This is a genomic window from Vicinamibacterales bacterium, assembly GCA_036504215.1.
In the GTDB taxonomy this organism is placed as follows: Bacteria; Acidobacteriota; Vicinamibacteria; order Vicinamibacterales; family Fen-181; genus FEN-299.
This window is the reverse complement of record DASXVO010000076.1, coordinates 12,714-34,065: the sequence shown is the minus strand read 5'-3', so window position 1 is coordinate 34,065 and position 21,352 is coordinate 12,714. Positions and strand designations below refer to the sequence as shown.

Sequence of the window (21,352 nt, the reverse complement as noted above, 5' to 3'; positions counted from 1 at the left end):
CCGCCTACGACGTGGGCGCCGGGCCCTGGCCGCGCTTCTGTTCGATGAACTCGACGATCGTGTCGACGCTGCGCAACACACGACCGCCCAACTGGTCGTCGCCGACGACGACGCCGAAGGAGCGTTCGAGCTCGAGCACCAGCTCGAGCGCGTCGATTGAATCGAGGCCCAGGCCCTCACCGAACAGCGGCACGCTGTCGGCGATGTCCTGGGGTGTCATCGGGAGACGGAGGCTCCGAATGATGGCCTCCTTGACCTGCAGCGAGAGTGGTTGATCCATCGGATTGTTCGGTTAGAAGAGGCCGCCATCGACCCCGATTACCTGTCCAGTGACGTAGCTCGCCTCGTCCGAGGCGAGAAATGCGACGAGCGCCGCGACCTCGTCGGGACGTCCCGCGCGACCCATCGCCACGTTGGCCATGAGGCCGTCGCGGGCCTTCGCCGGCAACCCCGCCAGCATGTCCGTGTCAATCAGCCCGGGCGAGACCGCGTTGACGAGCACACCGTTTCGGGCCACCTCGCGTGACAGCGTGCGCGTCAAGGCCAGCAGTCCGCCTTTCGAGGCCGCGTAGTTGGCCTGACCGACCACGCCATGTTGCGCGCTGGGCGATACCATGTTGATGATACGCCCCCAGCGCCGAACGAGCATGCCTCGCAGGACGGCACGGATGCAGTGGAACGGACCGTCGAGGTTCACGGCCAGCACCTGGTCCCACCGCTCGCCGTCCATCAGCGCGAACATCGCATCGCGGACGATGCCGGCGTTGTTGACGAGGATGTCCACCGGCCCGAGATCGGCGTGAACGAGGTCGAAGAACGAGGCGACCTCGTCCGGCCGGCTGACGTCGCACCTGGCGGCCAGCGCTCGTGAGCCGCTGGCGCGGAGCATGGCTTCGAACTCGCGCGCGGCGGCTTCCTGCGTCACGAACGACACGGCGATTGCGGCCCCCTGCTCAGCCAGCTTCGCCGCGACGGCACGGCCGATCCCCCGCGATCCGCCGGTGACGGCCGCCACGCGGCCTTCGAGCGAGCGACGGCGTGCACTCTCCGACACGTTGGTCACCTTCAATCCTGTGGCAGTGCCTTGACCGCGAGGGTGTAGTGGGACCCGCCGGCAGCCGTGGCGTTGATCAACGCCACCGGTCCGCGCGCCGGACGGGCCGCCACGCTGATGTCGACCCGGCATGCAGGATCCGGTTCCGACGACCCGAGGGTCGGGGGCACCTGACCACGTCGAGGACAAAGCAGCGCTGCCGTCAGTGCCGCCGCGCCCGCCGCGCCGTGTTCACCGATGGCACCCTTGAGCGACACGACCGGAACAGCCGAGGGACCGAAGACGGCCTCGAGGGCGCTGGCCTCGGCGTGGTCCAGACCGCGCGACGAGTTGGCGGACGCGAAGACGACGTCCACGTGCGCCGGTTCCAGCCCTGCCTCGTCCAGCGCGGCGCGCATCGTCCTCGCGATGCCGGCGCCATCGGCCGGCCAGCCGTTGAGCGCGCTCTCCGACGCGCCCGTCCCGAGGCCGAGGACCTCGCCGTACACCGTCGCGCCACGGGCGCCGGCCGACGTGGCTGTCTCGAGGACCACGACGTGGCCGCCCGCGCCGAGCACGAAGCCGTTGCGCCGGCGGTCGAAGGGTCGGCTCGCCTCTTCGCCGCCGTCGGTGGAGGCGCGCGCCAGCACCCGAAGCCGGTCGTGCACCCGGAAGAACTGCTCCTCGAAGTCGTCGAAGCCGCCCGTGAGGAAGGCGGAGATTCGCCCGTCCTCTAGCGCGCGCGCCGCGTACGCAATGGCCGCGAGCGACGACGCCTGCTTCTGGGCGAACGTGATGTTGGGGCCGCGCAGGCCGAACTCGATGGCACAGAGGCTGGCGGCGGCATTGCCCACGGTGTTGCTGAACCCCAGCGCCGGCACGGCGGCCGGTCCGCCCTCTGTGAGGCTGCGCAGATGGGAGAGCGTGCTGTGAAGGCCCGAGGTCGCCGTCCCCATCACGACGCCGACGCCGTCCGTTTTCGTCGGCAGCCGCGCATCGTCGATCGCCAGGCGGCAGGCGGCCAGGGCCAGGCGACCGACCTCGTCCACGCGCCTGAGCTTCAGGGGTTCCAGAAAGCGTGAGGGGTCGAAGTCGCGGAGCAACGCGGCGGTGTGCGAGCGGCAACCTTCGGTGCTGAAGGAGGTGATTGGAGCGATGCCGCTCCGCCCGGCCAACAGACCGTCAACGAAGGCCGCGGTGCCGACGCCCAGGCTCGACACACATCCGAATCCGGTGATGACCACGCGGTCGCGCATGAGGGGAGTACGCTATCATTGGCCGTCGGATCCATACAAGCGCCCACGCGTCCTGCGCGCTGCCGCCGACCGCCGCCATGCGCATCCTCGCCATCAGCTTGATCACCGTCGCGCTCTCGGTCTGCCTGGCGTCAGGTGGGCAGGACCTCTTCGATGATCTGCACGCCCGCGGGCGAATCATGGAGGCGAAGATCCAGACGATCAGCGCGCGCTTCACGGAGACGACCGTCTCGTCGCTGCTGGCCAAGCCCTTGGTCGCGAAGGGAACGCTGATCGCGGCCAAGCCGCCTCGGCTCCTGCTGAAGTACATGTCGCCCGAGCGCAAGACGCTCCTGATGGATGGCAACCGGCTCGTGGTGTTCTGGCACGACCGAGGAGAGACCGAGAAGCTGGATATCACGGAGATCATGAAGCGCGTGAACCAGTACTTCACCAACGCCGACGCCAGCCAGGTGCGGCGCGCGTTCGATGTGCGGGCCTTCCCCGACACCGAGTTCAGCAATGCCTACCAGCTCGACATGGTGCCCAGGCGCAAGCAGATCAAGCAGGGACTCCAGCGGCTGCAGATCTGGATCGACCGCGACAGCCTGCTGCTGCGCCAGATGAAGATGTCCTTTCCCGGCGGCGACAGCGACACCATCCGGATCGACGACATCACGCTGAACACGCCACTGGCCCCGAACGCCTTCGAGGTCGCGAAGTAGTCGCACTGCTCCCCTTCCTTGATCCACTCCTCCACCAGATGGTACCCTCCGGGCGGGATGGATGTTCTCCTGATCCGACCGGTTCCGTGCAACGAGCGCTTCGGCCTCGGCCCGTTCTTCAGGACCGAGCCGCTCGGCCTCGAGTACGTCGCGGCCGCGCTCGAAGCCGGCGGTCACCGCGCCGTCGTCTTGGACCTGCGGTTTGCGGGTTCGGTGGAGCGGATCCTGGCGCGGCACCGTCCGTCGGTCGTCGGCGTGGCCTGCATGCACTCCCTCGAGATGGACGACGCGCTGACGGTGGCGCGGCAGGTGCGACGCGCCGCGCCCGACGTGTTCCTGCTGCTCGGCGGCCACTCGGCGGCGGCCTTCCCTGAACCACTCCAATGCCCCGAGGTGAACGCGATCTGCGTGGGGGACGGCGAGCGTGTCGTTCCCGAATTGGTCGAGGCGCTGAGCCGGGGCCGGTCGATTGACGAAGTGGCCGGGCTGCTGCTGAACGTCGGCGATGGCCGGTTCGTCGCCACGCCTGAGGCCGAGCCCGTCAGCCTGGACGAGGTGCCGCTGCCTGCGCGTCACGCGGTGGTGACCGGGTTTTGCGACTACGCGTGCCTCAACTACCGGCCGACCTGGCTGGTCGAGACCGCGCGAGGCTGCCCCTTCCGCTGTTCGTTCTGCTCGGTGTGGCCGGTCTACAGCCGTTCGTACCGGCTGCGGTCGGTGGACGCGGTGTGCCGCGACTTCGCGTCCGTCGGACCTTACGTCTTCGTCGCCGACGACCTGTTCTGGCATCGGGGCGATCGCAGCGAGGAACTGGCGCGCGAGTTGATCAAGAGGGGGATTCACAAGGAGTGGATCCTGGTGCAGACGCGGACCGACCTGGTGGCGGCGCACCCTGAACTGCTCGAGGCGTGGCGGCCGTTCTCGACGAAGATCGATATCTTCTTCGGGCTCGAGGCCGCCTCCGACGCTTCGCTCGATGGTCTGTCGAAGGACACGACGCTCCAGCGGACGATCGACGGCATTCGCGTGGCGCGCGAGCACGGGTACGGCGTGACCGGGAACTTCGTCATCGACCCGGAGTGGGACGAAGCCGATTTCGAGCGCCTCTGGGCCTTCGTCGACGAGCATCGGCTGCATCGGACCGGCTACACGATCCTCACGCCGCTACCGGGCACGCCCTACTACGAAGCGGTGCGCACGAAGATTCGTGCGGATCTGTGGTCGCAGTTCGACATGAGCCACCTGCTGTGGGAACCGAAGCTCGGGGCGCGGCGCTTCTTCGAGCTCTACTGCGAGACCTGGCGCCGGTCGGTGCTCAACCTGGGCGGCAGCAAGCCCTGGTGGCGGTGGCTCACGGAGGTGAAGCCGGGGCATCTTCCGTACCTCATGCGAATGCTCTACCGCACGCAGCGGATGATGGATCCTCAGTACTACCTCGCCGAGCACCGGTTGAGCGGGCAATGATCGAGCGACTCCTGCGCTTCGCCTTCACACGTCGAGGCACGGTCCTCGCCGCCGCCGCCGCGGTGTTTCTCCTGTCCGTGGCGCTCCTGTCCCGCCTGTCGTTCGACGCCAACATCCTCAACCTCCTGCCCCAGAAGGGCCTGGCGGTCCGCAGCTTCAACACCTACCTCGAGCACTTCGGCACGCTCGACCACATCTACGTGCTGTTCGAGGTGCCGGACGGAAGGATCTCGGATCAGGAGGATCTAATCGACGCCTACGTCGAGCGGCTGCGTCGTGCGCCGGAGATCGCGTCGGTCGACGCCGAACTGTTCGACTCGGTGAAGGATTGGAACTACCTGTTCGACCGCGAACTGCTGCTCCTCGGGAAGGACCAGTCGGCCGCGGCGCTCGCGCGGCTGGCTCCGGCCGGCATGACGGGCGAGCTCGAGCGATCGCGCGGGATGCTCGCGATGTCGTCGCCCGAGGTCAAGGCCTACGTTCAGCAGGACCCACTCGGTCTTCTGCGGTTGCTGCGCGATCGGCTCTCGCGTGGTGAGGCGCTCGTCAGCTTCGATCCGACGCAGAAAGGCTATGTCTCTCGCGACGGCCGTAGCCGCCTGGTCATTGCGAAACCCGTGCGGCCGCCGTTCGACACCGACTTCTGCAAGCGGCTGTTCGCGCGGCTCGGGGAGGTCGAGGCTGCTGCCCGCAGGGACGTGGATCGCACCGCGAACCTGCGGATCCAGATCGCGGGGGGGTACCGGATCGCGCTCGAGGCCGAACGGGTCATCCGCGTGGAGTCGATCGTCAATTCCCTGACCTCGCTGGCCGGCCTCCTCGCCCTCGTCTTCATCGTCTTCCGGACGCCGTGGATACTGCTCTACGCGACGGTGCCGCTGGTCATTGCCGCTGTCTTCACGCTCGGTGTGAACGGTCTCGCCGGCAAGCTCACGCCGGCCACGAGCGGCGCGTCGGCGATGCTGTTCGGCCTGGGCATCGACGGCATCGCATTGCTGTATCTGCGATACATGGAGGAGCGCGGCCGGGGCTATTCCGAGGTTGAGGCCGTCGCGAGGTGCTCGGGCACGGCCTCGAGCATTCTGCTCGCGTACGCCACGACTGGCACGACGTTCCTGGCGCTCATGCTCGTCGACTTCCCGAGCCTCGAGGAACTCGGTCGTCTCGTCGGCCTCGGCATCATCGCGTGCTGTCTGCTGCTCCTCACGCTGGTCCCCGCGCTCGTCGGGTTCACTCGCCCCGAAGTGCACCGGCGGCCGGTCACATCGGCCTGGCTCGGGGTGTTCGTCGAACGGTTCGGCCGCCCGATCCTCTGGACCGCGGCCGTCCTCACCCTCGTGCTCGGAATTGCCGCCACTTCGCTGCGCCTCGACACGCGCCTCGAGAAGCTCCAGGCGAATACGGAGGGCGCGGCGCTCGAGCAGCAGATGGCAACCCGTTTTTCGCTTCCGCGCGACGTCTTGCTCGCCGTTGGCGAAGGGCGCGACCTCGAACCGCTGCTCCAGGACACCCGCCGCATCGCTGGCGCCGTCGAGCACGAACTGCCATCCGTGGCGTTCAGTTCGCCCGATACGCTGCTGCCCCCCGCAACGGCGCAGGGTGAGGTGGCGCTGCTCGTTCGACAGTCCGGCCTCCAGCCGGCGGCGGTCGTCGCAGAACTCAGCCGGGCGGCAAAAGCGGCCGGTTTCCGGCCAGGCACGTTCGACGGGTTTGCTGGGCGGCTTCCCCGCATGCTCGACTCCACCGAGCGCATCACGTACGAGGGCCTGCAGCAGCACGGTCTCTCGTCGCTCGTGTCCCGGTACGTCGCCCGCACCGAGACCGGCTACCTCGTGGTCGTGTATCTCTATCCCCGGGCCGCAGCCGATGTCGAACGCGTCTCGCGCCTGGTCAATCGTGCCGCCCCATCGTTCCGCCTGACCGGCGTCCCGCAGGTGAACCGCGAGCTGGCTCAGCGCTTCCTTCCCCAGTTCCTGAAAGGGGTGATCGTCGGCACGCTCGGGGTCGCACTGCTGATCTACTTCGTGTTTCGCAGCGTCCGCGATACGCTCCTCGCGTTCCTGCCGACGGCGCTCGGCTTCGTGTGGAGCGCGGGACTCCTCGCCCTCCTGCGCGTGGAGCTCGACCTGTTCTCGCTCTTTGCGGCGATGACGTTCATCGGCATCGCCACCGACTACGGGATCTACGTCATCTACCGCCACAGCGTCGAGCACACGTGGCAGGTGCGGGAAGTGCTGACACGCACCGGCGCCGGCATCCTCGTGGCCTGCGGGACGACGCTCATCGGATTCGGGTCCCTCGTCAATTCCAGCTACGCCCCGCTCCACTCGTTCGGCATCACCTCGGTCACCACGATTGCCAGCTGCCTCGTCGCGGCCGTGCTGGTGCTGCCGGCGCTGCTGCAGGAGCGGCGACGACCGTGAAGGTCTGCGCGCTGATCGCCGCGTTCAACGAGGCGACTCACATCGCCGATGTGGTGGGCCGCGTCCAGCGCCATCTTTCGGATGTCGTCGTCGTGGACGACGGCTCGACGGACGGAACCGGTGCCTGGGCGCGGGATGCGGGCGCCGTGGTGCTGCGCCACGACCTGAATCTCGGCAAGGGTTGCGCCGTCCGTACGGGCCTGGCGCACGTGCTGGCCGGGGACTGGACGCACGTGCTGCTCATCGACGGCGACGGCCAGCACGATCCGGATGACATCCCGCGCCTGCTCGAGATCGCCGAGCGTGATGCCTGTGACGTCGTGATCACCGAGCGCGCGTTCAAGAAAGCCGAGATGCCGACGGCCAGGTTCTACAGCAACCGGATCGGCAGCCGCATCCTGTCGGCCTTCATCGGGATGGATCTGGCCGATTCGCAGTCGGGCTTCCGGCTCGTGCGGACCGACGCGGTCCGAGGCGTGCCGCTCCGGGCGACGCGCTACGAGCTGGAGACCGAGATGCTCATCAAGCTCGCCCGGCGGCGCGCGTCGATTGCACGGCTGGCCATCCCGGCCCGGTACCACGGCGCCAGCAGCAAGCTTCGATCGTTCCGCGACACGTTCAGGACGTGTATGCTGGCAGTCTGGTATCGGTATCTGAGCGGCGACTGACGCAGGTCACCCTGCGCCTCGATGCCGGAGCGGAGCGGGGACCACGATGCAGCGTGCGCGGGAACAGGAGCGGGTGCAGTGGCAGTTGCACGGCCTCAACACGAGGACCGTGTACGGGTTGACCTGCTGGGGCGTGGCTCGCATGCCCCGCCACCTGAGCATGGCCATCGGGCACGTCGCCACCTGGCTCGCCTATCGCCTGCTCCACGACACGACCGCCGCGCTCGTCGAGAACCTGCGCGTGGTGAGGCCAGACTACGACGAACGCGAGCTGCGCGCGCTCGCGCTGCGCACCTACCGCAGCTACGCCCGCGACGAGATCGACTTCCTCCGTGGGCTGCGCCTCTCCAAGGGCCAGTTGTCGCGCTGGATGATCGACGACAGCGGGTTCGACCGCGTCCTGGCCGAGGGCCGAGGCGTGCTCCTGCTGGCGGGCCACCTCGGCAACTGGGAACTCGGCGGGGTGATGCTGCGGGTCTTCTACGACTACCCGCTCACCGTCATCGGCCTCCCGGAGACCGACCCGGCCGTGAACGACATGCGCAGGGCCCTGCGCGCGTCGATTGGCGTGGAGAGCCTCGAGGTTCGACAGGCTGCGGACACGGCGTTGCGAATCCGCCGCTTGCTGTCGGAGAACCGGATCGTCGCCATGCTGCCGGACCGCGCGCTCGGCCGCGACCGCGTGGACGTGGACTTCTTCGACCGAAAGGTCGGCTTCCTGCGGACCCCGGCGCTCATGGCCTACATGACCGGCGCGCCGCTGCTGCCTGCATTCGTGCTGCGGCAAGCCGACGGCCGCTACACGGCATTCTCGTCCGACCCCATCTACGTGCCGCGGACCGGTGATCGAGACGTGAACGTCCGCGTGGCCATGCAGGCGTTTGCCTCGGCGCTCGAGGTCCAGGTCCGCAAGTACCCGCACCTCTGGTACCAGTTCTACCCTTATTGGCGGGACTCGACCGAGGACGCGGCGCTCCCGAGCGCGCGGTCCGTGTCCGGGGCGTAGCGGCGAGCCCAGACGAGGACGTTGGCATACGGGGTGGCCTGCCCCAGGGGGGCGATCTCCGGAACGAACCCGCATCGTTCGAACAGCCGCGCCCAATCGTCCGCGTTCCGAAAGTAGAACCGCCGGCCCCATCGCCCCTGCAGGATCGCGACGGCACGGTTCGTCACCTGCCCCAGCGTGAAGCGCCAGCCGGCCCCGGCGTCCGCCTCCCGGACGATCAGGAGGCCGCCCGCCTCCACGGCGTCGCGCGCGCGGCACAGCAGCGCCTCCTGTTCGGCCTCCGGCAGACAGTGGAGGACGTCGAGAAGCAGCACCGTGCGGCACGCGGGCACATCGCACGTCGTGAGGTCGGCCTGGTCGATCGTCGCCCGATCGGCGAGCGCGCCGCGGGCCTGACGCACCATGCGCGGACGGTACTCCATGCCGTGGAGAGGCACGGATCCGGCGCCCTCCGCCCGTTGGCGGTAATGCGCGGCCAGCAGCGCGAGCATCAGGCCCCGTCCGCAGCCGAGATCGAGAATCCGCCCTCGATCCGGCAGCGGCACGTTGCGGATCACGTCGAGATAGACGGGGTCCATTCGCAGCTTGCCGTTCGCGAACTCCCATGCCAGGATGCCGGATCCGAGATACGCCGCGGCGGCCTCCGTGATGAGCTCGTCTTCGTGACCGGCCAACGCTCGACCGGTCAGCATCCACGTGGCCCCTGCGGCCAGCCCACCGAGCACCCCGCCGACGATGAGGCTGCCGACGGCGAGATCCGCGACGAAGCACCATGGGTCGACCGCACGCAGCGCCGCCAGCGTAATGGGGTACACCGTGCCGTGCCGGGCCAGGCATCCCGCCTGGATCTCGGAAAAGACGATGAGAGGCGCCATCAACGGATTCGAGACGTTCGCCGCGAAGTACAGCTTCAACCTGTTGAGCCGAAGCACGGATCCGACCGCGAGGCACATCCAGAAATGCAGACCGAACACGGGAAGGCAGCCGATGAACACGCCGAGGCCGATCGCGGCAGCCTGGCGGCCGCGGCCGCGGCCCTCCGTTCGCAGTCTGTAGAGATAGCGCGTGAACAGGCCCGCCCCGAACGGAGCGCGGCCAGGAAGGCGCTCGTCGCGGGTCACCGGGTCCCTGGCTTCTGGAGCCGCCACACCGACGCGTTGAGTGTGACGACGTCGAGGCCGAATCCGACCTGGGTGAACAGCGCACGCGTTGCCGCCGCGTCGTAGAAGCCCTGCCATCCCTGGCAGACGCTCTCGAGGAAGTCGTGGCAGTACGTCCCGCGGCGAATCCACGACTCCGCGACCGCGAGCCTCGCCTTGTCGGGATAGCTGTGCGTCAGCACGCCGAGCACGGCCCCCGCCCGCATGACACGGTGGATGTCCTCGTACGCCAAGACGCGCACGGCCGGCGGAATGTAGGGATCGGCGCACGCGAACAACACCACGTCGAACCAGCCGTCGTCGAACGGAAGCGGCGAGCCGAAGCCCTTCCACGACGATCCGTCCACCCATCGAACGGCTTCGGGCCTGGTCAGGCGCCGCGAGGCCACGTCGAAGAACGCGTTCGTGAAGTCGAGCGCCGTGATTCGGGCGTCGGGCCGGCGCCGCTCGATCTCGACCAGGTCGAACCCCGGGCCGTAACAGAGCACCAGGATCCGGGCCCCCTCGACCGCGCGCGGCAGCAGCAGGCGGGACAGCACCGAGCGGGCGTAGGCGATTTCGCCGTTGCCGAGGAGCCGCTCCCATGCGTTCGTGGAGGTGCCGGCGAAGTCGAACAGGGGGGGCGCACCTTCCAGGAAGCGCCCCACGTAGGCGAGGCACTGGCCGAAGAACTCCATCTGACCGTCGAACGTGCGGCAGATCTCGTGTTCCTCGTGTTCACTGGGGTGCCAGGGAGGCACCGCCGACAGGTTCCAGCGCCGAGTGCCGTCCGGTTCCGTGCGGACGTATTCGCAGTCGTCCAGGAAATCGAGGAGGACATGCACCATCCGCGCGCGGATCGAATCGCGGACCGCAAAGCCCAGTTCGTCGGCGAGCATCGCCATCGCGTCATCCTGCGTGAAGCGACGACGCCCCGCCAGCAGGCGCGCAATGCCGCTGCACTCGACGAACGCCAGGAGTCGATCGGTCAAAAGGCGCTGCACGGCAAAGCCAGGCAGGCCGGACGTCGTGAGCATCGCTGTTGCTGATGTCAGTTCCGGCGGGGCTTCCGGCCCCGCGCACGGCGGTCAACCGGCTGAAACGCCGCATAATAGCACGGGGAGGGCGGGTGCGATAGAATGCTCGGGCACCACCGAGCACTCGACGGCTACCGGCCACCCCCCCTTCTTCCCGGCCGGATGTCTGGCGGGCGTCTGTCTATCCAGCACCCTCGAGCGGAAGGGCGACGGTTTGGCCATCAACATCGGGCTCGACATCGGCGCGATCGGCCTGAAACTCGCTGCGCTCGGCGCACCGGGCGATCGCCCTCTGCTCGAATCGTTGTGCGCGGCGCACGCCGAATTCCGGTGGGTGGGCGCCGGCGCCAGGCCGCTCGTCGTGTCGCACTACGTTCGCATTGCGGGCAGCCCCATCCAGGCGACCTACGACCTGCTCCAGGCGTTCTACGAGACGGTGCCAGAGACGCGCATCGAGGGCATTCGCGTGACCGGCTCCGGCAGCCGCACGATTGCGCGTCTTCTCGGCATCTACTTCGAGAACGAGTTCAAGGCGGCCGCGCACATGGTCGCCCGCTTCTACCCGGATACCCGCACGGTCTTCGAGATTGGCGGCGAGAGTTCGCGCTATCTCCGCCTCGAACGCGGGGCTTCCGGAGGGCCGGCCCTGATCGCGGACTACGACCGGGGCGGCGAGTGCGCGGCGGGCACGGGTTCGTTCCTGGATCAGCAGACCTCCCGGCTCGGCTATTCCGTCGAGGAGATGAGCGCGGTCGTGAGGACCGCAACCACGGCGGCCCGCATCGCGGGGCGCTGCTCGGTCTTCGCCAAGTCGGACATGGTTCACGCGCAGCAGCAAGGCTGCTCGCCGGCGGAGATTCTCCGCGGTCTGTGCCGCGCGGTCGCGCAGAACTTCAAGAGCAGCGTGGTGAAGGGGCGGTCGGTCCAGACACCGGTCCTGTTCATCGGCGCCGTGGCCTGCAACGACGGGGTGGTCGAGGCCCTGCGCGAGGCATTCGACCTCGACGCCTCGCAACTCGTCGTGCCGCCGCTCTACGCGTGGTGTGGCGCCATCGGCGCGGCGATGCTCGAGGCGGAGGAAACCGACAAGCGCTCGTTCGGCGAGATTCACCGCTTGCACCAGCACGCCGGCCAGCAGCGGCCCTTCGACGGCACGCCGCTCACGCTCGACAACGTGGTGCTGCTGCGCGACCGCGTCCGACGGTATGCGCCGGCGCCAGGCGGCCAACCGATTCGGGGCTACCTGGGTATCGATGTCGGCTCGGTCTCCACCAACCTCGTGGTCGTGGACGAGACGGGCGAGGTCGTGTTCGACAGCTACCTGCGCACGTCAGGACGGCCGGTCGAAGCCGTACAGCAGGGCCTGACCGAACTCGAACGGGCCTGGGGACCCCGCCTGGCCATCGCCGGCGTTGGCACGACCGGGTCCGGGCGGGAACTGGTGGCCGAGTTCGTCGGCGCGGACGTCGTCAACGACGAGATCACCGCCCACAAGACCGGCGCGGTGCACGTCAGTACGACGCAAGGCGGCCCGCCGGTGGACACGATCTTCGAGATCGGGGGGCAGGACTCGAAGTTCATCGCCATCGAGGGCGGCGTCGTCGTCGACTTCACGATGAACGAGGCGTGCGCCGCGGGCACCGGTTCGTTCCTCGAGGAGCAGGCCGAGAAGCTGGGTATCGACATCAAGGACGAATTCGCACGGCTGGCGCTGTCCTCGCCGTCCCCCACCAAGCTCGGCGAGCGGTGCACGGTGTTCATGGAGCGCGACGTGACCGGGTGGCTCCACAAGGCGGAGCCGATTCCGGATCTCGTGGCGGGGCTCGCCTACTCGATCGCGCTCAACTACCTCAACCGCGTCGTGCGCGGGCGCCGGATTGGCGACGTCATCTACTTCCAGGGAGGCACGGCCTACAACGACGCGGTCGCGGCTGCGTTCGCGGCGATCCTCGGCAAGCCGATCACCGTGCCCCCCTACAACGGCGTGATGGGGGCCATCGGCATGGCGCTCATCGCGCGCGGCTGGCACCGCGCCGGACAGGGATCCACCCGCTTCCGCGGCTACGACCTGACGCTGCTCGACCGGACGACGCGCGACTTCGTCTGCCGCGCGTGCTCCAACGAGTGCGACATCAAGGAATTCACGATCGACGGCCAGAAGAGCTACTGGGGCGACAAGTGCTCCGATCGCTACCGGCGGCCCGCCGCGGCGGCGCGCCTGCCGGTCATCGACGATCTGCTCGAGTATCGCGACCAGGTGCTCGAGGAGATTACGGGCCAGTCGCTCAAGACGCCCGACTCGATCTCGCCCGGCCCGCTGACGATCGGCATCCCGCGGACGATGGCCACGCTCGAGCGGTACCCGTTCTGGCACGCCTACTTTTCAGCCGTCGGCCTGAGACCGGTCCTCTCGCGCCCGACCGACCGGGCGATTGCCGGCCAGGGAATCGAACTGGCGCTCGCCCAGCCGTGTTTTCCGGTGCAGGTGGCCCACGGGCACGTCCTGTCGCTCTTCGAGCTGGGCGTGGACTACGTGCTCGTCCCCAACATGCTCGACAACGAGGCGCACGAGGAGTCCACGTGCGTGGCGCACTTCTGTCCGTGGACGCAGACGCTGCCCTACGTGCTGCGGTCGGCCCCCCGCCTCGAGGCCGTCGGAAGCCGCATCCTGGCGCCGAGCCTGCACTTCCAGCTTGGGCGCGAATCGATCAAGCGGTCGGTGGCGGAGATGGCGCAGCACCTTGGCATCGACCGCCGCGTGAGCGATCGCGCCGTGGATGCCGCCTACGCCGCGCAGCGGCAGTTCCAGGAACGCCTGCTCGACGCCGGCCGGCGGGCGCTCGACGCGCTCGACCGGGCGCACGCGCCGGGCCTCGTGCTCGTCGGACGCCCGTACAACATCTACGACCGGAACATCAACTGCGACATCCCGCGAAAGCTGCGTCGGCACTACGGGGCCAACGTCATTCCGCTCGACTTCCTCGTGACGGGCCGCGAGTCGATCGACGATTTGCACGCGAACATGTACTGGACGTCGGGCCAGCGGATACTCGAGTCGGCTCGCCTCGTCGCGTCTCGCCCGAACCTGCACATCATCTACATCTCGAACTTCAAGTGCGGGCCGGATTCCTACATCAAGTACTTCACCCGGCAGGCCGCCGGCACGCCGCTGCTCGTGTTGCAGTTCGACGGCCACGGCAACGACGCCGGTTACCTGACACGCTGCGAGGCCTACCTCGACAGCAAGGGCATCCTGCGATGTTATCCGGAGCCGACCCAGGGCGGCGCGTCAGCAGCCGAAACGGCGCCCACCCGCTGACGGGCAAGAAGGTCTACATCCCCCCGATGGCGTACGGCAGCGCGCGGGCGTTCGCGGCGGGCTTCCGCTCGCTCGGCGTCGAGGCGGCGTTGACGCCGCCCTCGGACGCGCGGACGCGCGAACTGGGCGCACGCTACACCTCGGGCGACGAGTGCTTCCCCGCCAAGGTGACGGTTGGCGACTTCATGCGGGTCCTCGAGCGCGAGGACGCCGACCCCGCGCGCACGGTCTTCTTCCTGCCGACCGCCGACGGCCCGTGCCGCTTCGGTCAGTACTCGTCGTACATGCGGCAGCTACTCGACGCCAACGGCTTTCCGCAGGTCGAGGTGCTGTCGCCCACGAGCAAGAACGCGTACAACGGGCTCGGCACACTCGCCAGACCGTTCGTCCGCACCGCGTGGCGGATGCTCGTCGCCGCCGACATCCTGCAGAAGCTGCTGCTGCGGCACCGTCCGTACGAACGACGACTCGGCACGGCCGATGCGACGTTCGAGGAATGCCTCGACGACATCTGCAACGCCGTCGAGCACGGTCCTTCATCGCCGCGCGGCCAGTTGCTGTCGCTCCGGGCGTCTCTCGTGCGCTGTCGCCTTCGCTTCGCCGGACTCGACACCCGCAGGACCACGCCGCGCCCGCTCATCGGCGTCGTCGGCGAGATCTTCTGCAGGCTGAACACGTTCTCGAACGAAGATGCCGTGCGTCGCCTCGAGCAAGCCGGCGCGGAGGTCTGGCTGTCGGGTATCACGGAGTGGATCTGGTACACGGTCGCGGAGACCTACCGGAAGCTTCGCCTGCACGGGCGGCTCATCTCGACCGAAGGTGCCACGACCTGGGTCCGCGAACGGGTCCAGCATCACGACGAGCAGGTGCTGCTCGAGCCGTTCGAGGAGGAGTTTCGAGGCTACGAAGAACCTGACGTGCAGGAGGTCGTCCAGGCCGCCCAGCCATACCTCCCCGTGGACGGCGCGCTCGGCGAGATGGTGTTGAGCGTCGGTCGCGCCATCAAGTTGGCCGAAAAGGGCGTTGACGGCATCATCGACATCAGCCCCTTCACCTGCATGAACGGAATCGTCTGCGAGGCCGTGTATCCTCGCGTCTCACGAGACCTGAACGGCCTGCCGATCCGCACGCTCTACTTCGACGGCACGCCGCAGGACCTCGAAGCGGACCTCGGCGTCTACATGGACCTCGCCCGCAGCTACCAGCAGCGAAAGAGCATCCGTCGGCCGCTGGCTTGACACGCTTCTCAGCGCGTGGATACTGAACCGAGCGCGGGCCCGGACAGGGCCGCGAGTGTCGATCGGGGGATCCGGCCAGTTCCGGCTGGCGCCCAAGCCGTCAGTGTCCCCAAACGGGTCTCGACCGGTCCGCCCTCGGGACCGTGGCGGGCTGGTTGGACACGGGAGTACTGGCAGTTCACAACGGGAAGGAAGGCGACAGCATGGCGGCGATCGCGCGATATGGCATGCGGATGGTACCGGACTCGGCGCAAATCATCCGGGACTGCCGCCAACGCGGGCAACTCGTTCAGGGACCGCACATCGCGGCCTTCGAAGAGGCGTTTGCCCGCTTCCTGGGCCAGGGGCACGTGCGTGCGGTCTCCCTGGAATATGGACGCATGGCGCTTCTCGACATCCTGAAGTCGATGCAGTTCCCGCCGGGCTCGGAGATCATCGTGCCCGCGCTCACGTTCTGGGTGGTCCCGGAGATCACCAGGGTGGCGGGCCTGAAACCCGTGTTCGCCGACATCGACCCGACGACGTTCACCCTGAGCCCGGCGGCGATGGAGCGCGCGATCACTCCCAACACGCGCGCGGTGCTGCCCACGCACCTCTACGGGCTCTCCTGCGATCTCGATCCGATCCTCGCGCTCGCCCGCCGTCACGATCTGAAGGTGATCGAAGATTGTGCGCATTCGCTGGGGGCCACCTATCGCGGCCAGATGGTGGGCACGTTCGGCGATGCCAGCTTCTTCAGCTTCCAGGCCTTCAAGCCGCTGAACACCTTCGGTGGCGGTCTGGCCTGGATGCGGGACGCCGAGCTGGCGCGGCGCGTTGGCGAGTACGCCGAGGCGGAACCCTGGCCCACGGCAGAGCGCGTGGAGAGCGTCTTGCGTGTCGGCTGGTGGCAGCGGACCTTTATCCGGCCGACCGTGTTCACGTATTCCGGGTTCCCGATCTGGTGGGTCACGTCCTGGCTCGACGCGAAGCCTGACCGTTTCCTCTGGGAGAAAGTGGAGCGCCTCGACCCGTTGCCGGCCCACTACGGCGGCAAGTTCTCGAACGTGCAGGCGGCGCTCGGACTCGCCGGACTGGAGCGGCTGCCCGAATTCATCGAGCGCACCAGGCGGCACGCGAAGGTGTTCGACGAGATGCTCGGGGATCTCCCCGGGGTGAGCGTCCCGCGCATACCCGAGGGGCAGACGCACGTCTACTACCAGTACTGCCCCTACGTCCCGAACTATCAACAGCTCGTTCGGCGCTGCATCCGGCGGGGCGTCGACGTGGCGCCGATGCACGTGGACGTGTGCACGCACATGGATCTGTTCGGCTGGCAGGGTCTGCAGGCCGTGGGCGCCGAGAAGGCGGCGACCGCTGTTCAAGTCCCCGTGTACGAGTCGCTGGCGGACCATGAAATCGAGCGGATCGGCCGGAGGGTCAGAACGGAGTTGCTGAAAAAGGCGTAAACGGTTCGGAGGCCCTCATCCCCGGGAAAGGCTCTCGCGCAGGGCTTCGTCGTCGATCTTGCCGATGCTGCGCGTCGGCAACTCGTTCACGACCTGGATCGTCCGCGGCAGTTTGAACGGCGCGAGCCGGCCGGCGAGGAACGTCCGGACGTCGGCCGGCGTCACGACGGCGTCCCGTGGCGACACGACGAAGAGCGCCACGGCCAACTCGCCGAAACGGTCGTAGACGACGGCGTGCGCCTGCTCGACGTGGGGCGCGGTGAGCGCCGCCTGCACCAGTTCGCCGGTCGAGAAGCGCCGGCCGCCGATCTTCACGATCGAGTCCGCGCGCCCCAACAGGCGGAACGTCTCTCCATCTGACGCGATGACGTCGTCGGTGCAGTACCACTCCTGCGGCCGATCCTGCCACGCGGACGTGATCAGCAGCCGTCCATCCAGCTTGCGGCGCTCCCAGGCCAGGCCGGGCATCGTGCGCCAGGGCCCGGCGCCAAGGCGCGTGGCGATGCCGCCCGTCTCGGTGGATCCATAGACCTGCAGGACCGGCGTCCCCGCCCGACGTTCGAACTCCGCGGCGACGGCAGGGTCGAGGGGTCCGCCGGAACAGAGATAGATCGCCCGCGGAAGCGACGGGCCCGACACCTGCGCCATGAGCCGATAGTGTGAAGGCACGCCGATGATGAGCGTTGGCTGCTCGGCCGCGATGTGCTCGACCCACGCCTGAGGCGACGCGCCGCGCGAGAACGTCGTGACGCCACCGCCGGCTGCCGGCGTCGAGAAACCGTAGATGTAGCCAAGGATGTGGAACGCCGGCACGAGGCACAGCACCGAGATCGGTCCGCTCAGGCCGAGCCAGGGCGCTTCCATCGCGTGTTGTTCCCCGAGCTGATACGCCCTCTTGCGAACGATCTTCGGCTCGCCGGTGGAGCCGGATGTGAAGAACCCGACTTCGGCCTCGTCGGCCAACGGCAGGTGTGGATCGAGGAGCCCGCCCCCTGTTTCCGCCACGAGGACGTCGGCCCAGGGGTCGGTCACACCCGCCGGCGCGAGCACGGGCATCCGGGGGGATGAGCTTCGAAGGCCGGACGGCTCGGCCGCCAGCGACGGATCGATCAGCAGCGGCAGGCGGTTCGACTTCCAGAGACCGAGCAGCGATGCCACGACGAACGCGGCTGAATGGCTCCGCACGCCCACCGCGGGTCCGGCATCTCGAGGGAGCCGGTGGTCGACGTCCGCGGCGTACGCCAGCAGACGGCCAACCGTCCACACCTCGCCGCCCTCGCGCAGGAAGGGGCGGTCGGGGTCACCTGCGAAGGTCGTTGCCAGACGCTCTGCCCCAAGCCGTAGCGCCCGTGGCTCGGTCGTCATCACCTCGCCCCGCCCGCCTCCAGCCAGCGCGCGACCCGCTCGATATCGACGTCGAGCGGACGGTCGCGGACGAGCACCGCCGACCGCCTCCGGACACCCACCAGCAGGGCGCGGCCGGCCGGCGACAGCCTCGATTCCTCGCGCAGCGCCGCGGCGTTCGACAGCGCAATCATCTCCGTGGCGAGGGAGCGGCCCACCAGGCCGATGATCTCGCTCGCGTGCAGCGCCGCCTGCAGGCCCATGCTGACCTTGTCCTGGTTGGCGCACTCGGTGGACCGCGAGAGAACCGCGTCCGGGAACGACCGCTGCACGGCCAACTCAGTGAGCGCACTGCAGGTCATCTGCAGCCCCTTGACGCCGCAGCCGCCGTACGGCACGAGCGTTTCGGGCATGCCCATGTTGTGGCCTTCGTCCACCAGCAACGCGAACTGCCGGTCGATCAGGTCGGCCATCGAGGCCGCCGCGATCTTGACCGTATCCATCACGACCGCCGGATGGCCGCCGAAGAAGTTGCCGCCGAACAGGATCTGCTTCGATTCCGGGTCTACCAACGGGTTGTCGTTGACGCTGTTGAGTTCAATCTGGAGGACCTGGCGCGCCCACGAGATGACATCGCGGGCGACCCCGGCGGCCTGCGGCACGCAGCGAATCGAGTAGCGGTCCTGCACGGGACGGCCGTTCTTGTGCGGCGGATCCAGCAGCCGGCTGCCGCGCAGCGCCTGGCGGACGCGTCTGGCCGTCTCGATCTGCCCCGGATGCGGCTTGGCGGCGTGCACGAGCGGGTCGAACGCCTGCGACCGTCCGAGCAGCACTTCGGTGGCGAGCGCCGACGCGCCTTCGAGTTGCTCGATCAGCCGTTCGAACCGCGCCACCGCCAGAATCCCCACCGCGGTCATGACCGACGTGCCGTTCATGATCGCCAGCGTCTCCTTGGGACCGAAGGCCCAGGGTTCGAGGCCTTCGGCGGCCAGGGCGCGCGAGGCGTCCACGATACGGCCCCGGTAGTACGCCTTGCGCTGCCCGGCAAGGACCGCGGCCACGTACGACAGCGGCGTCAGGTCTCCGGACGCGCCGACCGAGCCCCACCGCGGGATCACCGGGGTGATGCGGTGGTTGAGGAGGGCGCAGAGCGCGTCGAGCAACGGCGGCCGAACCGCGGACAGCCCCTTCGTCAGGCTCACCAGACGTGCGAACGTGACCGCGCGCCCCTCGGCCTCGGACAACGGGTCGCCGACCCCACAGCCGTGCTGCTCCATCACCGAGATGGCGAAGTCGATCTGGTTCTGCCGGTCGACGGCCCGCGACGAGTTGTTGCCGACGCCCGTGGAGACGCCGTAGACCGTCTGACCGGCGTCGAGGGCGTGTTCCAGAACCTCGCGGCTCGCGGCGAGCCGCCGGCGCCACGCTCGGTTGCGCGCCAACTCGACGCTCCGTCCGTCCACCGCCGCCTGCACGACCGAATCGAACGAGACCTGGCGGTCGTCGAGCACGATAGCCTTGTCAGTCGCTGCTTGAGTTCCCATAGTCGTCACGCGTGTCCTGTCGTCGCCGTGCGAACGATCGCCGGCTCGTCGTTCGCGTCCTTGTACGGCGCCCGGCCGAAGTCGAGCACGGCATCCGGGTCGCCGATGCCTGCGGGCGCCTCGACGTCGGGGTCGAAGAACCCCTCGTCGATGACCATGTCGCCGAAGTAGTCGTTGAGTTGCGCCCACTGCACCATCTGTCGCTTGAAGCGCCCCTTCTCGCCGTACATCCAGCACATGCGGCGTTCGTTCATCCGGATGACCGGGCGCAGGAGGCGGTTCCAGATGAGCGACCAGTACGGGTAGTTCTTCTTGAACTGATCGTCGGCGAGCCAGTCGTCGATGATCTCCCGGTGTGCCTTCCATTTCTCGAAGAGCAGTTGCTTCGACGTCAGGTGCCGCGTCCGTACCTGCGGCCAGTACCCCGTGTACCACTTGTAGTCGTACAAATTGGTGATGAGGCCGGCGTCGAGCAACTGACGCCGCATCTCGGTGCCGGGGTACGGCGTGATGATCTGGTCGAGCACCGTCCGGATCCCGAGGCCGGCGAAGTACTCGTAGTTGCGACGGATCGCAGTCACATCGTCGTCCGGGAACCCGGTGATGAGCCCTCCGGTGACGATGATGCCCGCATCGGCCAGCCGGGTCACCGCAATCCTGGTGACGTCGATGATCCGGCCCTTGTTCATCTGCCGCAGGTTCTCCTCGGAGGCGTTCTCGATGCCGAGGAAGACCATGGTCACGCCCGCGTCGGCCATCTTCCGCGGGAGCGCCGGGTCCTTGGCAATGCCCGCGCAGCTGGCCTGGACGAGGAACTGCATGCCGGTCTTGAGCGATGCGATGCCGTCGCAGATGTCCATGAACCGCGGCACGTCGAGCGTGATGTTGTCGTCGAGGATCAGCGCGTGGCCCACGCGCCGCACACCGCGCGGCTTCGCGATGTCGAGCACGTCCTGGAGCACGCGATCGACCGTGTACTTGCGGAACGTCGGCCCGTACATCTGGGTCATCGAGCAGAAGTTGCACTGCTGCAGGCAACCCCGCGAGGTCTCCATGACGTCGGTCTTGTTGAAGTAGTAGTGGTAGTGCCCGTAGACTCGGCGGTCGCGGTCGGGCAGCGCGATCGTCGACAGGTCTTCGAGCGGCCGCGGCGGATTGTGGTGGAACACACCCCCGCGCTTGTACGACAGCCCGGCGACCGACTCGATGTCGCGACGCCCCTCGAGCGCGTCGAGCAGCTCGCCGAATCCGTGGTCCGCCTCGCCCCGCCAGATGAAATCGAGCGCCTCTGCCTCAGGGCTCTCCGCCAGTTCTCGGCCCATCGTGGTGGCGTGGTACCCGCCCAGGGCGACCAGCGTGCCCGGGAACTCTTCCTTGATGAGTCTCGCGATGCGCCGGGCCGTGAAATATTGGAAGATCATCGCCGACAGGCCGACGATGTCCGGCCGGAACTTGCGCACCGAGCGCCGCACGGAGGAACGGACGCTCCACTTGCATACCGACAGGTCGGCAATCCACACCTGGTGGCGGCGGTCCAGGTTGGCGGAAATCGATGAGATGCCGAGCGACGGCGCCTCGTACTCGCGCTTGGCGATGTACGGATGCCGGTCCGGCATCGAGATGAGCAACACCTTCATCGGGTCCCCAGAAGGAAGCGGGCGTTTGATTCTAGACCAGTTCGGCGGATGCCGAAAGGCCGGCCGCGATCGGAAATCTGGCGGGCAGGATC

The 21,352-nt window shown here is 68.1% G+C and carries 16 protein-coding genes; 8 read left to right on the top strand and 8 right to left on the bottom strand.

Annotation, left to right across the window (positions count from 1 at the left end):
• Window positions 1-4 precede the first annotated feature (4 nt).
• Genes VGK32_20470 through VGK32_20460 form a run of 3 tightly spaced genes read right to left on the bottom strand, consistent with a single transcriptional unit; the run spans window position 5 to window position 2,289 of the window.
• The gene (locus tag VGK32_20470) at window positions 5-280 is read right to left on the bottom strand and encodes a phosphopantetheine-binding protein (protein ID HEY3384141.1); all 276 of its coding nucleotides are present in this window, start codon (window positions 278-280) and stop codon (window positions 5-7) included.
• Window positions 281-292: 12 nt separating this feature from the next.
• Window positions 293-1,054: a 3-oxoacyl-ACP reductase FabG gene (fabG, locus tag VGK32_20465; GenBank protein ID HEY3384140.1), complete on the bottom strand. Its 762-nt coding sequence runs from the start codon at window positions 1,052-1,054 to the stop codon at window positions 293-295.
• Window positions 1,055-1,065: 11 nt separating this feature from the next.
• Window positions 1,066-2,289: a beta-ketoacyl synthase N-terminal-like domain-containing protein gene (locus tag VGK32_20460; GenBank protein ID HEY3384139.1), complete on the bottom strand. Its 1,224-nt coding sequence runs from the start codon at window positions 2,287-2,289 to the stop codon at window positions 1,066-1,068.
• A gap of 77 nt (window positions 2,290-2,366) precedes the next feature.
• On the opposite strand from VGK32_20460, the gene VGK32_20455 reads away from it, so the two are divergent.
• Genes VGK32_20455 through VGK32_20435 form a run of 5 tightly spaced genes read left to right on the top strand, consistent with a single transcriptional unit; the run spans window position 2,367 to window position 8,554 of the window.
• Entirely contained in the window at window positions 2,367-2,993 is a 627-nt protein-coding gene (locus VGK32_20455; GenBank protein ID HEY3384138.1) for an outer membrane lipoprotein carrier protein LolA, read from the top strand.
• A gap of 57 nt (window positions 2,994-3,050) precedes the next feature.
• Window positions 3,051-4,457: a radical SAM protein gene (locus VGK32_20450; protein ID HEY3384137.1), complete on the top strand. Its 1,407-nt coding sequence runs from the start codon at window positions 3,051-3,053 to the stop codon at window positions 4,455-4,457.
• Window positions 4,454-6,880, top strand: a complete 2,427-nt coding sequence (locus VGK32_20445; protein ID HEY3384136.1) for an MMPL family transporter — start codon at window positions 4,454-4,456, stop codon at window positions 6,878-6,880. The genes VGK32_20450 and VGK32_20445 overlap by 4 nt, the downstream gene beginning before the upstream one ends.
• Window positions 6,877-7,548 (top strand): glycosyltransferase family 2 protein, encoded by a 672-nt coding sequence (locus VGK32_20440; GenBank protein HEY3384135.1) that lies wholly within the window; start codon window positions 6,877-6,879, stop codon window positions 7,546-7,548. Before VGK32_20445 ends, VGK32_20440 begins: the two co-directional genes overlap by 4 nt.
• 46 nt (window positions 7,549-7,594) lie before the next feature.
• Window positions 7,595-8,554: a hypothetical protein gene (locus tag VGK32_20435; protein HEY3384134.1), complete on the top strand. Its 960-nt coding sequence runs from the start codon at window positions 7,595-7,597 to the stop codon at window positions 8,552-8,554.
• Here VGK32_20435 and VGK32_20430 read toward each other — a convergent pair.
• Both VGK32_20430 and VGK32_20425 read right to left on the bottom strand, forming a co-directional pair.
• Window positions 8,491-9,675, bottom strand: a complete 1,185-nt coding sequence (locus tag VGK32_20430; protein ID HEY3384133.1) for a DUF2062 domain-containing protein — start codon at window positions 9,673-9,675, stop codon at window positions 8,491-8,493. The two genes, VGK32_20435 and VGK32_20430, sit on opposite strands and share 64 nt — an antisense overlap.
• Window positions 9,672-10,730 carry a class I SAM-dependent methyltransferase gene (locus VGK32_20425; GenBank protein HEY3384132.1) on the bottom strand — a complete coding sequence of 353 codons (1,059 nt, stop codon included), beginning with the start codon at window positions 10,728-10,730 and terminating at the stop codon, window positions 9,672-9,674. Before VGK32_20425 ends, VGK32_20430 begins: the two co-directional genes overlap by 4 nt.
• A gap of 214 nt (window positions 10,731-10,944) precedes the next feature.
• Here VGK32_20425 and VGK32_20420 point away from each other — a divergent pair, with 214 nt between their 5' ends.
• The 3 genes from VGK32_20420 (at window position 10,945) to VGK32_20410 (ending at window position 16,735) form a co-directional block, all read left to right on the top strand.
• Window positions 10,945-14,049: an acyl-CoA dehydratase activase gene (locus VGK32_20420; protein ID HEY3384131.1), complete on the top strand. Its 3,105-nt coding sequence runs from the start codon at window positions 10,945-10,947 to the stop codon at window positions 14,047-14,049.
• Window positions 13,989-15,287 (top strand): hypothetical protein, encoded by a 1,299-nt coding sequence (locus VGK32_20415; protein ID HEY3384130.1) that lies wholly within the window; start codon window positions 13,989-13,991, stop codon window positions 15,285-15,287. Before VGK32_20420 ends, VGK32_20415 begins: the two co-directional genes overlap by 61 nt.
• 203 nt (window positions 15,288-15,490) lie before the next feature.
• Window positions 15,491-16,735 (top strand): aminotransferase class I/II-fold pyridoxal phosphate-dependent enzyme, encoded by a 1,245-nt coding sequence (locus VGK32_20410; protein HEY3384129.1) that lies wholly within the window; start codon window positions 15,491-15,493, stop codon window positions 16,733-16,735.
• A 15-nt stretch (window positions 16,736-16,750) separates the two neighbouring features.
• Here the strand turns inward: VGK32_20410 and VGK32_20405 are convergent, their stop codons facing one another.
• Genes VGK32_20405 through VGK32_20395 form a run of 3 tightly spaced genes read right to left on the bottom strand, consistent with a single transcriptional unit; the run spans window position 16,751 to window position 21,260 of the window.
• Window positions 16,751-18,100: a class I adenylate-forming enzyme family protein gene (locus VGK32_20405; protein HEY3384128.1), complete on the bottom strand. Its 1,350-nt coding sequence runs from the start codon at window positions 18,098-18,100 to the stop codon at window positions 16,751-16,753.
• Entirely contained in the window at window positions 18,100-19,590 is a 1,491-nt protein-coding gene (locus tag VGK32_20400; protein HEY3384127.1) for an aromatic amino acid ammonia-lyase, read from the bottom strand. The genes VGK32_20405 and VGK32_20400 overlap by 1 nt, the downstream gene beginning before the upstream one ends.
• A 38-nt stretch (window positions 19,591-19,628) precedes the next feature.
• Complete coding sequence (locus tag VGK32_20395; protein ID HEY3384126.1) at window positions 19,629-21,260, bottom strand: radical SAM protein; 1,632 nt, start codon at window positions 21,258-21,260, stop codon at window positions 19,629-19,631.
• Window positions 21,261-21,352: the final 92 nt, after the last annotated feature.

Excerpts from the sequence above, each read along its gene's own strand:
- VGK32_20445 (HEY3384136.1), top strand. The coding sequence starts at position 4,454 with ATGATCGAGCGACTCCTGCGCTTCGCCTTCACACGTCGAGGCACGGTC.
- VGK32_20415 (HEY3384130.1), top strand. The coding sequence starts at position 13,989 with ATGTTATCCGGAGCCGACCCAGGGCGGCGCGTCAGCAGCCGAAACGGC.
- VGK32_20425 (HEY3384132.1), bottom strand. The coding sequence starts at position 10,730 with ATGCTCACGACGTCCGGCCTGCCTGGCTTTGCCGTGCAGCGCCTTTTG.
- VGK32_20395 (HEY3384126.1), bottom strand. The coding sequence starts at position 21,260 with ATGAAGGTGTTGCTCATCTCGATGCCGGACCGGCATCCGTACATCGCC.
- VGK32_20460 (HEY3384139.1), bottom strand. The coding sequence starts at position 2,289 with ATGCGCGACCGCGTGGTCATCACCGGATTCGGATGTGTGTCGAGCCTG.
- VGK32_20410 (HEY3384129.1), top strand. The coding sequence starts at position 15,491 with ATGGCGGCGATCGCGCGATATGGCATGCGGATGGTACCGGACTCGGCG.
- VGK32_20405 (HEY3384128.1), bottom strand. The coding sequence starts at position 18,100 with ATGACGACCGAGCCACGGGCGCTACGGCTTGGGGCAGAGCGTCTGGCA.
- VGK32_20435 (HEY3384134.1), top strand. The coding sequence starts at position 7,595 with ATGCAGCGTGCGCGGGAACAGGAGCGGGTGCAGTGGCAGTTGCACGGC.
- VGK32_20455 (HEY3384138.1), top strand. The coding sequence starts at position 2,367 with ATGCGCATCCTCGCCATCAGCTTGATCACCGTCGCGCTCTCGGTCTGC.
- VGK32_20470 (HEY3384141.1), bottom strand. The coding sequence starts at position 280 with ATGGATCAACCACTCTCGCTGCAGGTCAAGGAGGCCATCATTCGGAGC.
- VGK32_20450 (HEY3384137.1), top strand. The coding sequence starts at position 3,051 with ATGGATGTTCTCCTGATCCGACCGGTTCCGTGCAACGAGCGCTTCGGC.